Consider the following 15,882-nt stretch of genomic DNA (forward strand, 5'->3'; position numbering starts at 1 on the left):
GTTCTAAAAGGTTGAGAGACGGCGGAGCAGCCTTGCGGCCACTCGCCAGTCGAGATTGAAAGGAGGATCAGGGCGTGCCGTCGGCAGGCCCGGTTTTCTTTGCGCGAGGCGCGGATTTGGAGGCGGTCTTAGTGGCGCCCTTGGCGCCGGACTTAGCCGCCGTCTTGCGTGCGGCAGGCGTCGAAGCCTTGGCCTCGGTGCGGGCCGCAGCCTTGGATTCGCCCGGCTTGGACTCACCCGATTTGGATTCGCCGGACTTGGCCTCGCCCGATTTCGGGGCCGACGCCGCGCCCGGTGCTGCGGGGTTGGACGGCATCGATGCCGCCGTGGCCGCCGCGATCTGGTTGAACTGCTGTTGCAGCAGATCCCACCAGGCCTTGGATGCCGATTGCGCCGCAGCGCCCATCTGTTCGCTCATGCCGGCCATGCCGGATTCGGGCGCCGCGGCATTATCTGCGTTGGGCTCCTTGGCTGCCTCGGTATCCTTTGACGAGGACGTGGGCGCAGCCTTGGGTGCGGACTTGGGCGCGGGCTTCAACCCCAGCACCACTTCCAGCGGTGATGCCGCACCGCTTTCGCGCACCATGTTCAAGTCCATGTTGGCCGCGCTGTCCACAAACGCACGCAAGGTGCTGATGGTGGAGCGCTGCACTTCCATGCCCTGGATGGTGGACGACAGCATGGACAAGTTCATGCGCAGCCAGTTTTCCACCGAACGCAGCTCGGCGATGCGGCGGTCCAGGTCTTCCAGGTTCATCGGGGGAGCCATGGGCAGGCTGCTGGCCAGGCCGCCCGGCCCGGTCAAACCCGCCCAAGCCTGGCGCATCATTTCCATGCTGGCCAGAAGAGGGTTGCCCGACAGATCCGAGTTCTGCCCCATGCCAGGTAGGACGAACGGATTGGTGAATGAGTCGCTCATGCCAGATCTCCCCGCGTACGGATGGTTGCCGCTGGCTGCCGGTCAACCCGGCAGCAGCTGATTATTTTCAACGCGCACGTGATCGCCGGATGCAAAGGCGAAGGGCTGCGCGCTGCGGAACTGGCGCGCACTACCGTCACTCATGCGGACCGTAAGCTCATAGTGCGTCACCGTTTGTTGCTGTCTGATATTACGCTCAACTTCACGGCCTGCCAAAGCACCACCGACCGCGCCCAGCACGGTCAGCGCCGTCTTGCCGCTGCCTCCGCCAAATTGATTACCCACTACGCCGCCCACCACACCGCCACCAATGGTGCCGACGAGGTGATCGCTGTTGTCCTTCACAGGCACCTGCACGGGGCGGATGGTTTCCACCACGCCGCAGCTCTGGCAAGCCTGTTGCGCGGGTGCGGGCGCGGCGGGCCGCGGCGCGGACGCCGATGCCGGACGGCCTTGCTGGGTTTGTTGCGCCTGCGCCTGCTGTGCCTGTGCTTGCTGGGCTTGCTGGGCTTGGGCCTGCCGAGCCTGCGATTGCTGTGCAGCAGCTTGCGGCGCCGGCGCCAGGTTGGCGCTTTCCGGGCCGGCCTCGGCCACAGGCGTGTCCGCGTGCGGATTGGCCGACGGCGAGGGCAGCCAGCCCATCACAGCGGCGACGCCCACGGCGCACATGACGATGACAGCGATCGACGCGGCGGCAACCAGGGGATGCAAGCCGCGGCGCGCGTGCTCAATTCGGGTGGATGTATTCATGACGATGCTCCATCGTAACTAACCGGCATCGGTATAGCACCCGGGCGCGGTTTCGGCATGTTGCGATGGTGACGCTTCTTTGCAGGGGTAATGGCCCCAAGGGCGGGCGGATGGACACTCGCGCGCATTCGTGGACAATAGCCGAATGGATTCCATTTCTCTGCCCCAGCTTGAACAGGCGATCAACTATTGGCGCAACGTGTCGCCTTCGGTCGGTGACGAATCGCGCCTGTGTCCCGAAGCCGCGGCGCTGGCCACGCCCTATGCGCTGATGATCATGACGCACCGCCACGACATCGCCGTTTCCGAACTCAATGAAAAAGCCCAGGCGGCGCTGGCCGGCTGGGCTTCGGCGGGCGGCGGCGCCCGCTGATCACTTCTGGCTGAATCGCCCGATTACGAATTAGCCCTCGCGGACTAGCCCGATTTCGAACCCGTCCTGTCAGGACTAGCCTTTCAGCAGCGCCTGGATGTCGTGCGTCAGCGCGTCCACACCCAGGTTGTTGTTGGCCAGCACGCGCGATTCGCCCTTGCCATCCAGCAAATAGAACGCGGCCGTGTGGTCCATCGTGTAGGTGCTGCCATCCTTGGTGGGCGCCTTGGCGTAGTACGCCTTGAACGAGGCGGCCGCCTTCTTGATTTGGTCCGGCGTGCCGGTCAGGCCCAGAAAGCGCGGGTCGAACGCCGACACATATTGCTTGAGCACTTCCTGCGTATCGCGTTCCGGGTCCACCGTAATCAGCAGCACCTGCACGCGGTCGGCGTCCGGGCCCAGCTTCTTCATGACTTCGGTCAGCTCGGCCAGCGAGGTCGGACAGACGTCGGGGCATTGCGTGAAGCCGAAGAACACCACCACAACCTTGCCGGCGAAATCGGACAGCTGACGGGTCTTGCCGTTGGTGTCGGTCAGTTCCATGCCGCGCCCAAGCTGGGTGCCGCTGATGTCGCTGCCTTTGAACGTGGGCGCGCTTTCGCCGCAAGCGGCCAGGGCGGCCGTGAAAGCGGCGGCGACGGTCAAGCGCAGAGCCAGCCGGCGGCTGGCGGAAAACATGGACATCAACAACCTCCAGGGGGTCAGCGCAGCAGGCCGACCCAGTGGTCCACCAGCAGGGCGCCAAACAGCAGCGCCAGGTAGAGAATGGAAAAACGGAACATGCTGCGCGCAAGCTCATCGCTGTAGACGCGGTACAAGCGCCACGCATATGACAGGAACATGCCGCCCAGCACCAAGGCCGACAACACATACAGCACGCCGCTCATGCGGATGGCGTAGGGCAACAGCGTCGTGGCCACCAGCGCCACGCTGTACAGCAAGATGTGCAGGCGCGTGAACTGGTTGCCGTGCGTGACGGGCAACATGGGCAGGCCGGCTTTGGCGTAATCGTGGTTGCGATACAGCGCCAGCGCCCAGAAATGCGGCGGCGTCCAGATGAAGATGATCAGCACCAGCACCCAGGCTTCCGCCGGCACAGAGTCTGCCACGGCAGCCCAGCCCAGCGCAGGCGGCATGGCGCCCGACAGGCCGCCGATCACGATGTTCTGCGGCGTGCGCGGCTTGAGGATGACGGTATAGATGACGGCGTAGCCCACAAAGGTGGCGAAGGTCAGCCACATCGTCAGCGGGTTCACCAGCGTGTACAGCACGAACATGCCCGCGCCGCCCAACAGGCCTGACAGGCTCAGCACCTGGAACGCCGAGATCGTGCCGCGCGCCGTGGCGCGCCGCGCCGTGCGCAGCATGCGGGCGTCGACTTCCTGTTCGATCAGGCAGTTGATGGCGAAGGCGGCTGCGGCAAGCAGCCAGATGCCGATGGTGCCAAACAGCACACGGCGCATATCGGGAATGCCCGGAACGGCGAGAAACATGCCGATGACCGCGCAAAACACCGCAAGCTGCGTCACGCGCGGCTTGGTGAGTACGAGGTATTGGCGGAACAATCCGGGTTGAGGAGCGGCAAGACTGGTCATAGTGGACCCTATTTTAAACGCGCACCGAATTGGGGCCATAGCCCCCCGTCGGCGCGCGTCCCGCCGTGGACAAACGCACCATCAGCACCACGGCAGCCAAGGTCAGGCCGGCGGCGCCCCCATTGTGCAGCACCGCGATCAAGAGCGGCCACTGGAAGAAGATGGTCGTCAGGCCGGTAAACAACTGCGCGGCCAGCAATGCCAGCATCAGCGTGGCGGGGCCGCGCAGGCCGGGTTCCGCCCGCAGGCGCCAGGCCAGCGTGCCCAGGTACAGGAACACGACGAAGGCGAAATTGCGATGCACCCAGTGGATGGCGGTGAGTGCGGGCTGGGAAATCATCTCGCCAGATGGCAGTTCTCCCAGGCCCCGGATCACGGAGTACCCGCCGTGGAAGTCCATGTCCGGCACCCATTTCCCGTGGCACATGGGAAAGTCCATGCAGGCCAGCGCAGCGTAGTTGGTGCTGACCCATCCACCTAACGTCACTTGCACCAGCAGCAAGCCGAAGCCCACGGCCACCCAGGGTTTCCAGCGCGCCGCAGCCGCGGCAATGGCCAGGTGCGGGCGTTCACGCGCGGACAACCAGGTCATCAGCGCCAGCACCGACAGCCCGAACACCAGATGCGACGTCACCACGGCTGGCATCAGCTTATGCGTAACGGTCCAGGCGCCAAACGCGCCCTGCACGCACACGGCGACAAGCGTCGTGATGGCCAGCGCCGGCGAACGGCCCAGTTCGCGGCGATAGCGCCACGCCATGTAGACGATGCCGATGATCAGCATGCCCAGAATCGTTCCGACGTAGCGATGGATCATTTCGATCCAGGCTTTGGACAAGGTCACCGGGCCGAACGGCATGGCCTGGGAGGCTTCGTGGATGTCGCCCATGGCGCCCAGCGGCGTCGCGCTGCCGTAGCAGCCGGGCCAGTCGGGGCAGCCCAGGCCGGAGTCCGTCAGGCGCACGAAGGCGCCGAACATGATCAAGTCCAGCGTCAGGAACCAGGTGAAAAATACGAGCTTGCGATAACGCGCTTTGATGCGTTCCATGTCAACCAAATAAAAATGCACACACATGCGCACTCGCCGGGAAAGACTCCCTTAGCCAATGCGCGAGTTATAGACCAGCTTGCTGATGTCTTTGCGGACTTTCACGCCGTCAGCGTCGGCAGGGTACTGCATCATCAGGTTGCCCAGCGGGTCGATCACCCAGATCGGGTCTTGCAGGGCGGGCTGCCCGGCGGCCGAATCGCGCGCCAGCAGGTAGTGCGCCAGCTGATCCGGATTCACGCGCAGCATGACCGTGCCTTGATACGCTTCCAGCACCTTGTCCGGCACCGGCGCATCGTCGGTAATGAACCAGACCCGCGCCAGGCGGTCCACGTTCTTGCCCTGGCTGGCGTGCGTGTTGCGCGTAATGTAGAGCTTGCGGGCGCAGCTTTCCGGGCACGCCGCGCCGTCGGCCGCCAGCAGCAACCATTTGCCTTTCAGGCTTTGCAGGTCAAACGGCTTGCCGTCCAGCGTGGTCAGCTTCAGTTCATTGGCAGCCGGCATCGGCCGTTGCGGCGACACCAGCGTGCCGTAGTTGGCGGAATCCGACGGCCACCATTGCGGGTTCATGTACACCACGAAGGCGCCCACGATGGGCGCCAGCGAACACAGAAACACCAGCACCATCGGCATCAGCGAGCGCTTGCGCGCAGGCGGGTTGGATGAAATGTCGCGAGCCACTTTATATCCTGGAAGAGTCGTTCATTGATGCGCGCGATCAGGCCCGGGGGCCTGGCTCTGCGCGCTGGCGCATGCGCTTGATGGCGCCCCCCAGCACCACCAGCCATGCGATGGCGGCAATCGAAGCAAACGCAAACCACTGCACGGCGTAGGACGTGTTCTTCTGAAAATCGACGGGCGGTTCTGGCCAGTCGCGTATGAGACCGTCGGCGCTGGCCGGGCTGGTTTGGCCGGGCTGGCCGGACTGGCCGGACTGGCTGGCTTCGCTGGTCTGGCTGGGCTGGCTGGGCTGGCTGGCGTCGCTGGGCAGGCTGGGCTGGCTGGTCTGGCTCAACACGACAGGCAAGAGGTTCAGGCCCGTGGCGCGCGCGTAGGTGTCCAGCGGCAGGTTCTGCACTTGCGGCGTTTTGCCGTCCGCCGCCGGTAACGCCGGCAGGGCGGATTGGTCCTGCCCGCCCAACGACCACAGTTCGAACATGCGCGGCACGCGTTCGGACAACTCGCCGGTCACCGTTTGCGGCCCTTCGGGCGTGGCGGGCAACACCGGTTCGCCCTGGCCCTGAATCACTCGCGGCAGCCAGCCACGCAGCACCAGCACCGCTTGCCGTGAGGTCGAATCCAGCAGCAGCGGCGTGGCCAGCCAATAGCCCGGGCGGCCATCGTGATTGCGGTTGTCGAGCAGTACACTGAATTGCGGCAACCATGTGCCAGTCGCCTGCGCCACGCGCCAAGGTACCAGCGAATCAGAGGGCGTGGCGGGGGTGAGCTGCACCGGCGCTTGCTTGCGGCCGGCTTCGATAGCGGCCAGAATGGCGCGTCGCTCATCGCTGCGACGCAACTGCCACTGCCCGAGCGACGCCAGAATCACCACGGCGATACCAAGCAGAAGTAGGGCAGCTACCGTGTAGCGGGTGGAGTGCGGTCGGGCCATGTATCGTTGCTAATCACTCTATTTTGTCCGGAGACCACCATGCGCGTTTTCGTCGTACTGGCCTTCATCGGAATTCTGGCCAGTCTGGCATCCGCCCTGGTCTATCTGATGCGGGACAAAGGGTCCACCAGCCGCACCGTCAATGCGCTGACCGTGCGCATCGGACTTTCGGTTGCGCTATTCCTGTTCGTGCTGTTCGCCCATCACATGGGCTGGATCGAAAGCACGGGGCTGCGCTGATGGCCCCAGGCAGGATGGGTAGCGCGGGTTAATCGACAGCGTTGTTGCCGAGGAGTTCCCGCGCGTTATCCATCACACGTGCCCGCAAGCGGGCACGTCAGGCGTCAGAACCAGTACACGAACAAGTACAGGCCCAGCCACACCACGTCCACAAAGTGCCAGTACCACGCCGCGCCTTCGAAGCCGAAGTGGTGGTCGGCGGTGAAGTGTCCCCGCATCAGGCGCACCAGGATCACCGTCAACATCGTGGCGCCCAAAATCACGTGGAAGCCGTGGAAACCGGTCAGCATGTAGAACAGCGAACCGTATGCGCCCGAATTGAATTTCAGGTTCAGCTCGGTATAGGCGTGATGGTATTCGGCGGCCTGACAGGCCACGAAGACAAAGCCCAGGATGACGGTTGCGGCCAGCCAGAACATCGTCTTGCCACGATGATTTTCGCGCAGCGCATGGTGGGCGATGGTCAGCGTGACACCCGAGGACAGCAGCAGCGCGGTGTTGATCGTGGGCAGCCAGAACGGGCCAACCGTCTGGAATTCCTCAACCACGCCGGCCGGGCCGAAGTTGGGCCAGGCGGCCTTGAAGTCAGGCCACAGCATCAGGCGGTGGTCGATGTCGCCCAGCCACGGGGTGGTGATGGTGCGCGTATACCAGAGCGCGCCGAAGAACGCCGCGAAGAACATCACTTCCGAGAAGATGAACCAGCTCATGCCCCAACGGTACGAGCCGTCGATGCGCTTGCTGTTCAAGCCCGCTTCAGATTCCTGGATGGCGTCGCCAAACCAGTAGTACAGCACCACGATCAAGCCGATGAACCCGGCCAGCACGGACCACTTGGCCCAGCTGACGCCGTTGATCCAGGCTGCGGCGCCCAGCCCCATGAACAGCAGCGCCACCGCCGTACGCACGGGGTGACCCGAGTCGGCGGGCACAAAGTAGTACGGTGCCTCTTTACCTTGAACCGAGTGGCTTGCACTCATGGCTTTCTCCCTGGTACAGATTTATAGATTAAGTGATTCAAGTCAGGCTTGAAACCGCCCAACGCACAATTAATACCAGCACAGTCACGAAGATTGCCGCTGCCAGCAGCCCAGCCAGAATCACGTGCACCGGGTTCAGCTTGGCGCTGTCTTCCCGGTAGCCCGCGCCCTTGCGCACGCCGAAGAACCCCCACGCCACCGCCTTCATCGTCTGAAGGAAACTCAGCTTGCGCCGGGTGGTTTCGTGCAGGTCGTCGCTCATGTTTCGGGCCTAATTGACCGCGTTTCCTGTCAGCAACGCTGAACCGCGCAACACGGTCCAGGCAAACACAGCGATGACAAAGGCCACGAGGACCAGTCCTGCAATCTTGTTACGGCGGCGCTGCTCGGGTGTCATTGCTGTGCTACCTGGAACATGAAAGACGGGTTCACTTCACTTCGGGCGGGGTTTCGAAGGTGTGGAACGGCGCGGGCGACGGCACCGTCCATTCCAGCCCTTCGGCGCCTTCCCACGGCTTGGCGGCCGCGGGTTCGCCCTTGCCCATGTAGCAACGCAGAATCGCGTACAGGAAAATCAGTTGCGACAAGCCGAACCAGAACGCGCCAATGGTGGCCATCTGGTGGAACGTCGTGAACTGCGCGGCGTAGTCGGCGTACCGGCGCGGCATGCCGGCCAGGCCCAGGAAGTGCATCGGGAAGAAGGTCACGTTGAACGAGATCAGCGTCGACCAGAAATGCAGCTTGCCCAGCTTTTCGCTGTACATGCGGCCCGTCCACTTCGGCACCCAGTAGTAGGCGCCGGCAAACAGCGCGAACAGCGAACCCGCCACCAGCACGTAGTGGAAGTGCGCCACCACGTAATAGGTATCGTGCACCTGGATATCGATCGGGGCCACCGACAGGATCAGGCCGGTAAAGCCGCCCATCGTGAACACGAAGATGAAGCCGATGGAGAACAGCATCGGGGTTTCGAACGTCATGGAGCCGCGCCACATCGTGGCGACCCAGTTGAACACCTTCACCCCAGTCGGGATGGAGATGAGCATGGTGGCGTACATGAAGTAGAGCTGCCCGGTCACCGGCATGCCCGTCGTGAACATGTGGTGCGCCCACACAATGAAGGACAGCACGGCAATCGACGCGGTGGCGTACACCATCGAGGCGTAGCCGAACAGCTTCTTGCGGGCAAAGGCCGGCACAATCGCCGACACGATACCGAACGCCGGCAAGATCATGATGTAGACCTCGGGGTGCCCGAAGAACCAGAACACGTGCTGGTACAGGACCGGGTCGCCGCCTGCGGCTGCGTTGAAGAAGCCCGTGCCGAAGTGGCGGTCGGTCAGCACCATGGTGATGGCGGCGGCCAGCACCGGCATCACGGCCAGCAGCAGGAAGGCGGTGATCAGCCAGGTCCAGCAGAACAGCGGCATCTTCATCAGCGTGAGACCGGGCGCGCGCATGTTCAGGATGGTCACGATGATGTTGATCGCGCCCATGATCGAGGACGCGCCCATCAAGTGCATCGCAAAGATGCCCAGGTCCATACCCGGACCCATCTGCAAGGACAGCGGCGCATACAGCGTCCAGCCCGCGGCGGTGGCGCCGCCCGGCACGAAGAACGATGCCGTCAGCATGATCGCGGCCACCGGCAGCAGCCAGAAGCTGAAGTTGTTCATGCGCGCGAACGCCATATCGGATGCGCCGATCTGCATCGGGATCATCCAGTTCGCAAAGCCCACGAAGGCCGGCATGATGGCGCCGAACACCATGATGATGCCGTGCATGGTCGTGAACTGGTTGAACAGTTCGGGGCGGAAGAACTGCAAGCCCGGCTCGAACAATTCGGTACGCAGCAGCAAGGCGAGCGTGCCGCCTTCCAGCAACATGGCAAACGAGAAGATGAGATACATCGTCCCGATGTCTTTATGGTTCGTGGCGAATAGCCAGCGGCGCCAGCCCGTGGGCATGGCGTGATGGTGGTCATCGTGACCGTGGCCGTGGCCCGGCGACACGTGGTCTACAGTGACGCTGCTCATGATGGACTCCTTCCTGCTGAGTGCCGGCCCCGATCCACGGGACCGGCAGGGTATCTCTAACTAAACGGAACCGGTTCTATCGGTGGAGGAACGTGGGTGCGCAATCAACGCGCAGCCGCGACGTCCTTCGGTAGAACCGTCGGGTCCTGCCCCTTGCCTGCATTGCTCCAGGCATGGCGCGTATAGCTGATGACCGCTGCGATCTCGACATCATTGAGCTGCCCGCCGAATGCCGCCATCGCGGTGCCGGGCTTGCCCTTCAGCACGGTGTTGATCTGTTCGGCCTTGGGGCCCAGAACAACCTTGTCTCCGTCAAGCGGTGGGAAGCTGCCCGGAATGCCCTTGCCGTTGGCCTGGTGACAGGCTACGCAATTGGCGGCGAAGACTTTTTCGCCACGGGCAACCAGTTCGGCTTCCGTCCACTCTTTATTAGGATCGTCGGCGTTCGCCGCCATCTTCTTCTTTTGGTCTTCTACCCATTTGTCGTAGTCGGCTTGCGCCAGCACTTCAACAACGATGGGCATGAAGGCGTGGTCTTTGCCACAGAGTTCCGCGCATTGCCCGCGATAGATGCCGGGTTTTTCAGCACGGAACCAGGCGTCGCGCAGGAAGCCGGGGATGGCATCCTGTTTGACGCCGAAGTCGGGAATCATCCACGAGTGGATCACGTCGGCCGCGGTCAGTACGACCCGGACCTTTTTGTCCACCGGGACCACCATGTGGTTGTCCACTTCCATCAGATAGAACTCGCCCTTGGGCTCGCGGTTCTCGATCTGCGCGCGGGGCGTGGACAGCGTGGACAGGAACTTGACGCCAGCGGCGGAGCCGTCGAGGTACTCGTACCCCCACTTCCATTGATAGCCGGTGACCTTGATGGTGAGGTCGGCGCTTGATGTGTCTTTCATGGCCACGACCGTCTTGGTGGCCGGTAGCGCCATGGCGATGACGATGATGAAGGGGATGACCGTCCAGGCAACTTCCACGCCCAGATGCTCATGGAAGGTTGCGGCCTTGTGCCCCCGTGACTTCCGGTGCGCCCAGATGGAGTAGAACATCACTCCGAACACACCGATGAAGATCACGATACAGATCGTGAGCAACAGCCAGTGCAGCCACATGATGTCGCGTGATATTGCTGTCACGCCTTCATGCAGGTTCAGCTGATTGACCTTCGGGCCGCCGGGCATGTCTTGCACCTGAGCACTGGCCACGCTGCCAATCAGCATCGCACAAGCCCCCAGTATCCCTCTCCACTTCTTCATGCTTACCTCGAAACACGGCGCGAGGGCCCTTGTCGCCTAGTGGCACGAGTGTCACTTCAACAGGACTACGCGCAATTATTAGATGGCAGGGTTAAGCAGGGAAGATAGAGCGGCCCCCGCGTTCCCACTCGAAATCACAAAGAAACTGGCGGATTATAGCGGACACGCAAACAGATGTAAGACAAGCCTCTTGAATTCATGGCGCCCGCCCCCATCTGCACGCGCCACCCGTCCACCCCTTGACGCCCGCTGTAAACCGTGTGGCATAAAATCAGCGGCAACCTCATCACGACGCTCACCCATGCCCAAGCAGTTGTCCGATTTGTATGCCGAGCTGTGCGCGCGCGCACAAGAACCCGCTCCCGATGGCGCGCACGCTTTATATATAGCGGGCCGCCGCTGCGGCTGGGCGACGCATGCCGCGTGCGATGCGCTGCGCGGCGCCCCCGGCATCGACTGTGACGACACCGCTTTGCATATCGGTGCGGCGCTGACTCCCGGCGCGGCGCTCAATGCCGTGCTGGAACAGACGGCCGAACTGTTGCGCCAAGCCAACTGCTTGCGCGGATGGCGCGACGAATTGCTGGATGTCATGGATGGCGAAGCGCCGCTGGGCGTGATCGAACGCGCAGCGGTCCGTCCGTTGGGCCTGTTGACCAAGGCCGTGCATCTCAACGCCTGGACCCCGGACGGCCGCATCTGGGTCGCGCGGCGCGCGCTCAGCAAGTCCACTGATCCCGGTATGTGGGATACGCTCGTCGGCGGATTGGCCGGCAGCGGTGAAGACCTGGAGCTTGCGCTGGTGCGCGAATGCGGCGAAGAAGCGGGCCTGGACGCGCCGGATCTCGCGCAGCGCACGCCCTTGCGTACGATCCTGCGCATTCATCGCCGGCTGCCCGAGGGCTATCAGGTGGAAGACGTGCTGACCAGCACCTGCGTGCTGGCGGCCGATGCCCGGCCGGCCAACCGAGACGGCGAAGTCATGGAAATCGCGGTCGCGGAGGTGTCGACGGTGGTGCGCCAGATCACCGACGGCGAGTTCACGCTGGAGGCGGCGCTGGTGCTGGTCGAAGACATCATGCAACGCCAGGCCGCCGGCCAGATCTGAACCTAGCGCGGGGCAACCCCCGGCTCGCCCAGGATAGCGGGCGCGCCGTCATCACGCGGCGCGTGAGCTTCGGATAGGTCTTCGCGTGGGACCGGTGCTGCCGGGGCAGCGGATGCCGCGGGCGCAGCGGGCGCAGCGGGCGCAGCGGGCGCAGCGGGCGCAGAAGACGGGACGGCGGCCGGAGGATTCGTCGCAGGATTTGTTGCTGGTGTTGCTGGTGCTGCTGGTGTTTCCGCCCCTGCAGCTTCCGCCGCTTCCGCGGCCTGCGCGGGGCTCAGCGCCGAGGCGGGTGCGGGTGCTGGCGTGGCCGGCGTGGCCGACGCTTGCGAAAACTGCTTCCACACTTCAATGGCGCGCAGGCGCTGCTTGGCCACGACCTGAATCCGTTCACGCAGATGTTCGTCGCGCGCCAGCAGGGCGTGGAAATCGCGTGATGACAGCATCAGCAGCTTGCTGTAGCCCAACGAGGTCACGTCCGGCGTCAACTGCTGTTCGCCCAACAGCCCGAGTTCACCAAAGAATTCGCCGCTGCCCAACTCGATCATGGTGTTGTCCGGCAGGTGCACGGCCACGGCGCCCGAGGCCACAAAACACATCTCTTCGCCATGACGCCCCTGCGTCAACACGCGCTGGTCCGGCAGCGACAAACGCGGCTTGAGCAGCTTGCTGATCGCGCGCAGCGAATCGGGCGACAGCCCTTCAAACAGCGGCACGCGCTTGATCAGTTCGGCCGCGCTCATTTCGATGTCCAGCGGCGGGTGCTTGTCGATATGCGCCCAGCGGCTCTTTAACTGCGCCATCAGGTCGGCGTAGACCTCGCCGCTGATCAGGAATTGCTCAAGCATGTCGCGATAGCGGATGCGTTCCAGCTCGCGCGCCACGCGGCCTAAATAGCTTTCCTGCAGCCACTGCGCGTAGGACGGATATTGCAGATTCAGCGCCTGCATGGCGCTTTCGATCAGGTCCAGGCGACGCTGGTGCAGCGCCACGATGCGCTGGGTGGCTTCTTCGCCCAGCAATGGCGTGATCTGTTCGCGCGCAAAAACGATTAGCCGCTGCGCGACGGAGCGCTTGCTCATCAAGTTGGCGAATCGCTGGCCAAGCTCGCGCGCCAGCCACCCCTGGAAGCCAAACAGATAATGCATGCGCAGCGCCAGACGGAAGGCGGTGGAATAACGCACGTCGGCCACAATGGCGCGCTCAAAGCCCGGCACGCCGCCCAGCCGGATGGCGTCCTCCAGCCGTTCGGCCCGCGCCAGCAAGGCTTCGGCCATGCGCCAGTCGACGATCTGCGCCTTCAGCACGTCGAAGAACATTTCCTCTTCGCGCTGCGCCACGATGGCCAGGCCCACCGCCACACGCTGCTCGTCGCTCATCTGGCTGACCTGGCCGTCGTGCACGCTGGTCAGGCTGGCGTCGAACACGGCGCGGATACGGTCGCGGACTTCGGTGCCGATGTGCTCGGTCTTGGCGACTTCATCCGTCTTGCCTTGCAGATCTTCCAGCGCCACGGCCAGCGCCTGATTGCGTATCGTGCGCTCCACCGACGACAGTTGGTTCAAGCCCAGCATGCGAATCAAGGGCCGCAGGCTGATGCCGTTGATGAACAGCGTCAGCAGCACATAACTGGTGGTGGCCACCGCGATGAACTGGCGCGCCTCTTCGGCCACACCGGTCTGCTCGGTAACCGCCAGCGCCAGCGCCAGCGACACGGCGCCGCGCAAGCCCCCCCACAACATCACCACCTTGTACGGGTTGCTGACCTTGGTGCCCAGCCGGGTAAGCCCCAGCAACGGCAGCAGGCCAAACACCACAATGGCGCGGGCGACCAGGGTCGCCACGAACACCACGGCCACCAGCACCAGTTCCTGCCAATCGGCTGCGGCCATCAGCTTCGGGATCAGCATGGCCGCGAACAGGAAAATCAGCGAATTGGCCCAGAAGCCAAACTGCTCCCAGGCGCTGGACAGGTATTCGAAGGTGGTAGGCGACATGCGCGTGCGGCCGGTAGACCCCACGACCAAACCGGCGATCACCGTGGCGACCACGCCCGACACGTTCAGATAATGCTCCGAGATAAAGAACGACAGATACGCCAGCGTCAGCGTCAGCGTGATCTCGGCCGTGGGAAACCCGCGCAGCCACGCGAACAGAAAGCAAGCCAGACGCCCCATCGCAAAGCCGGCGATGCCGCCCCCGATGAAGTGCACGATGAAATCGTTGAAGATGCCGCTGACGGTCAGTTCGCCATGGCCGCTCAGCACGGCCAGCAGCACCGAGTACAAGGCGATGGACGCCGCGTCGTTGAACAGGCTTTCGCCTTCGACCAGCGTCGTCAGCCGCTTGGGCGCGCCCACTTCGCGGAAGATGCCCACCACCGCAACCGGGTCCGTCGTAGCGACGATGGCGCCTAGCAGCAGGCAAACCACCATCCCATAGGGCGAGATCGCATCCAGCGTCACGCCCACCACCACCGTACAAACCACGACGGCCACGATGGCCATCATGAGAATGGGGCCGATGTCGTCCATCAGGCGGCGCACGTTCATCGACAACGCGGTCTCAAATAGCAGCACCGGCAGGAACACCATCAGGAACGTTTCGGACGAAATCTCAAAGCGTTCCAGCGAATCCAGGAAGTCAGCAATCCAGCTGGGCGCCCAGCCATGCACATGAATAATGATGCCCAGCAGACAGCCGACAATAGCCAGCAGCACCGAGTACGGCAGCTTGAGGCGGCCGGCCAGCGGAGGCATGAAGCAGACCAGTGTGAGAAGACCGGCCAGGCCGAATACGAGAAAACCTACATCCATGGGTAGCGCCGCGTCCCGATCATTTGAGCAGTTAAGAATTTTCCCAAAGAATAGCGGCTTTTTTCCTAGGCCCCGGCCTGGATGCGTTAGAGAATGCACGTTTCGTTACCCCAAGCCCGGCGCCAGATACGCGCCGTGCGATGTTTTTTGGGTAATGTGCAATCGTGCAAACTTCGCAGGAGCGGCACTTGCCCCGCGTCCATTCCCTGGCCCGGCGTCACGACGCCCCCGCCATGCTCGTCCAGTTGACCGACAGCCATTTGTTCGGCGAACCCGACGTCGCGATGCTGGGCGTCAATACCGACGCGAGCCTGCGCGCGGTGTTGCGCCAGATCGAGGCCGACGGCAAGCATCCCGACCTGCTGCTGGCCACCGGCGACCTGTCCCAAGATGGCGAGGCCGCCGCGTATCGCCGCTTTGCCGCCATTCTGGGCGAGGCCGGCTCGTTGGCGGGTGCACAGATCCGCTGCCTGCCGGGCAACCACGACCAGCCGGCCGTGATGCGCCAGGAATTGCCGCAGTGGTCAACGCCCGTGACCGACGTTGGCGCTTGGCGCGTGGTCACGCTGGACACCACCGTGCCCGGCTCCAACGCCGGCCATTTGCCAGACAGCCAATTGGATATGCTGGAAGCGGCGCTGGAGGCCGCGCCCGGCCGCCACACCCTGGTGGCGATGCACCACAACCCCATGCAGATCGACAGCCATTGGCATGACTCGATGATGATCGACAACCCGCAGGTGCTGTTCAAGCGGCTGACGCGCTGGCCGCAGGTGCGTGTGCTGTTGTGGGGGCATGTGCATCACGAGTTCGACCGCCGCCGCCATAACCTGCGCATGCTGGCCACGCCTTCTACCTGCTTCCAGTTCAGCATTCGCGATGGCAAGCACGTAGTCGACAACATGGCGCCCGGCTACCGCTGGATCAAGCTCTATCAGGATGGGTCGATGGCCACGGGCGTGCGTCGCGTGCAGGACGCGCTGTGGCATACGGCGCTGGCGCCAGACGACGCGCAAGCCGCATAAAAAACGGGGCACCAGATATATGAAATATATGTGGTGCCCCGCAAGCATCCGTCTCATAGGGGAGGGGAAAGAGGAGAAGCCGAGACGGATGACAAGACTGCTAACCGAAGTTCGCGGTCTA

Annotated in this window: 17 protein-coding genes; 4 read left to right on the top strand and 13 right to left on the bottom strand. The window is 63.5% G+C overall.

Annotated elements, in window-relative coordinates:
- Positions 1-67: 67 nt before the first annotated feature.
- Both HV765_RS19335 and HV765_RS19340 read right to left on the bottom strand, forming a co-directional pair.
- On the bottom strand, positions 68-919 hold the full coding sequence (locus tag HV765_RS19335) for a PhaM family polyhydroxyalkanoate granule multifunctional regulatory protein (protein ID WP_054421076.1): 852 nt from the start codon (positions 917-919) through the stop codon (positions 68-70).
- Between the two features lie 42 nt (positions 920-961).
- Positions 962-1,669, bottom strand: a complete 708-nt coding sequence (locus HV765_RS19340) for a glycine zipper 2TM domain-containing protein (protein ID WP_175170664.1) — start codon at positions 1,667-1,669, stop codon at positions 962-964.
- 145 nt (positions 1,670-1,814) lie between these two features.
- Here HV765_RS19340 and HV765_RS19345 point away from each other — a divergent pair, with 145 nt between their 5' ends.
- Positions 1,815-2,042, top strand: coding sequence for a DUF3717 domain-containing protein (locus tag HV765_RS19345; RefSeq protein ID WP_054421074.1), 228 nt, complete (start codon positions 1,815-1,817; stop codon positions 2,040-2,042).
- A gap of 75 nt (positions 2,043-2,117) precedes the next feature.
- Here HV765_RS19345 and HV765_RS19350 read toward each other — a convergent pair whose 3' ends face one another.
- From HV765_RS19350 to HV765_RS19370, 5 genes are all read right to left on the bottom strand, one after another.
- Positions 2,118-2,726 (bottom strand): SCO family protein, encoded by a 609-nt coding sequence (locus HV765_RS19350; RefSeq protein ID WP_175170665.1) that lies wholly within the window; start codon positions 2,724-2,726, stop codon positions 2,118-2,120.
- 17 nt (positions 2,727-2,743) lie between these two features.
- Positions 2,744-3,637 carry a heme o synthase gene (gene cyoE, locus HV765_RS19355; protein WP_054421072.1) on the bottom strand — a complete coding sequence of 298 codons (894 nt, stop codon included), beginning with the start codon at positions 3,635-3,637 and terminating at the stop codon, positions 2,744-2,746.
- 13 nt (positions 3,638-3,650) lie between these two features.
- Positions 3,651-4,685 (bottom strand): COX15/CtaA family protein, encoded by a 1,035-nt coding sequence (locus tag HV765_RS19360; protein WP_054421384.1) that lies wholly within the window; start codon positions 4,683-4,685, stop codon positions 3,651-3,653.
- A gap of 51 nt (positions 4,686-4,736) precedes the next feature.
- A complete protein-coding gene (locus HV765_RS19365) occupies positions 4,737-5,318 on the bottom strand; it encodes an SCO family protein (protein ID WP_054421383.1) in 582 nt (193 codons plus the stop codon).
- An 85-nt stretch (positions 5,319-5,403) separates the two neighbouring features.
- Positions 5,404-6,297, bottom strand: a complete 894-nt coding sequence (locus HV765_RS19370) for an SURF1 family protein (RefSeq protein ID WP_175170667.1) — start codon at positions 6,295-6,297, stop codon at positions 5,404-5,406.
- Between the two features lie 39 nt (positions 6,298-6,336).
- On the opposite strand from HV765_RS19370, the gene HV765_RS19375 reads away from it, so the two are divergent.
- The gene (locus tag HV765_RS19375; protein WP_006216871.1) at positions 6,337-6,537 is read left to right on the top strand and encodes a twin transmembrane helix small protein; all 201 of its coding nucleotides are present in this window, start codon (positions 6,337-6,339) and stop codon (positions 6,535-6,537) included.
- A gap of 104 nt (positions 6,538-6,641) precedes the next feature.
- Here HV765_RS19375 and HV765_RS19380 read toward each other — a convergent pair whose 3' ends face one another.
- The 5 genes from HV765_RS19380 to coxB all read right to left on the bottom strand — a co-directional run bounded on the left by HV765_RS19380 (position 6,642) and on the right by coxB (position 10,815).
- The gene (locus HV765_RS19380) at positions 6,642-7,517 is read right to left on the bottom strand and encodes a cytochrome c oxidase subunit 3 (RefSeq protein WP_054421070.1); all 876 of its coding nucleotides are present in this window, start codon (positions 7,515-7,517) and stop codon (positions 6,642-6,644) included.
- 37 nt (positions 7,518-7,554) lie between these two features.
- The gene (locus HV765_RS19385; protein WP_054421069.1) at positions 7,555-7,779 is read right to left on the bottom strand and encodes a DUF2970 domain-containing protein; all 225 of its coding nucleotides are present in this window, start codon (positions 7,777-7,779) and stop codon (positions 7,555-7,557) included.
- A 9-nt stretch (positions 7,780-7,788) separates the two neighbouring features.
- Positions 7,789-7,914, bottom strand: coding sequence for a cytochrome oxidase small assembly protein (locus HV765_RS31720; RefSeq protein WP_217483375.1), 126 nt, complete (start codon positions 7,912-7,914; stop codon positions 7,789-7,791).
- Between the two features lie 31 nt (positions 7,915-7,945).
- The gene (ctaD, locus tag HV765_RS19390; RefSeq protein WP_054421068.1) at positions 7,946-9,553 is read right to left on the bottom strand and encodes a cytochrome c oxidase subunit I; all 1,608 of its coding nucleotides are present in this window, start codon (positions 9,551-9,553) and stop codon (positions 7,946-7,948) included.
- Positions 9,554-9,657: 104 nt separating this feature from the next.
- Positions 9,658-10,815, bottom strand: a complete 1,158-nt coding sequence (gene coxB, locus HV765_RS19395) for a cytochrome c oxidase subunit II (RefSeq protein WP_175170668.1) — start codon at positions 10,813-10,815, stop codon at positions 9,658-9,660.
- 301 nt (positions 10,816-11,116) lie between these two features.
- Here coxB and HV765_RS19400 point away from each other — a divergent pair, with 301 nt between their 5' ends.
- Positions 11,117-11,923, top strand: coding sequence for an NUDIX hydrolase (locus HV765_RS19400; RefSeq protein WP_175170669.1), 807 nt, complete (start codon positions 11,117-11,119; stop codon positions 11,921-11,923).
- A gap of 2 nt (positions 11,924-11,925) precedes the next feature.
- On the opposite strand, the gene HV765_RS19405 is transcribed toward HV765_RS19400, so the two are convergent.
- The gene (locus tag HV765_RS19405) at positions 11,926-14,736 is read right to left on the bottom strand and encodes a cation:proton antiporter (protein ID WP_254600639.1); all 2,811 of its coding nucleotides are present in this window, start codon (positions 14,734-14,736) and stop codon (positions 11,926-11,928) included.
- Positions 14,737-14,924: 188 nt separating this feature from the next.
- Here HV765_RS19405 and cpdA point away from each other — a divergent pair, with 188 nt between their 5' ends.
- Positions 14,925-15,761, top strand: a complete 837-nt coding sequence (cpdA, locus tag HV765_RS19410) for a 3',5'-cyclic-AMP phosphodiesterase (protein WP_175170670.1) — start codon at positions 14,925-14,927, stop codon at positions 15,759-15,761.
- Positions 15,762-15,882 lie beyond the last annotated feature (121 nt).

Origin of the sequence: Achromobacter kerstersii, from assembly GCF_902859595.1 — a bacterium.
GTDB classification, from domain to species: domain Bacteria; phylum Pseudomonadota; class Gammaproteobacteria; order Burkholderiales; family Burkholderiaceae_B; genus Achromobacter; species Achromobacter kerstersii.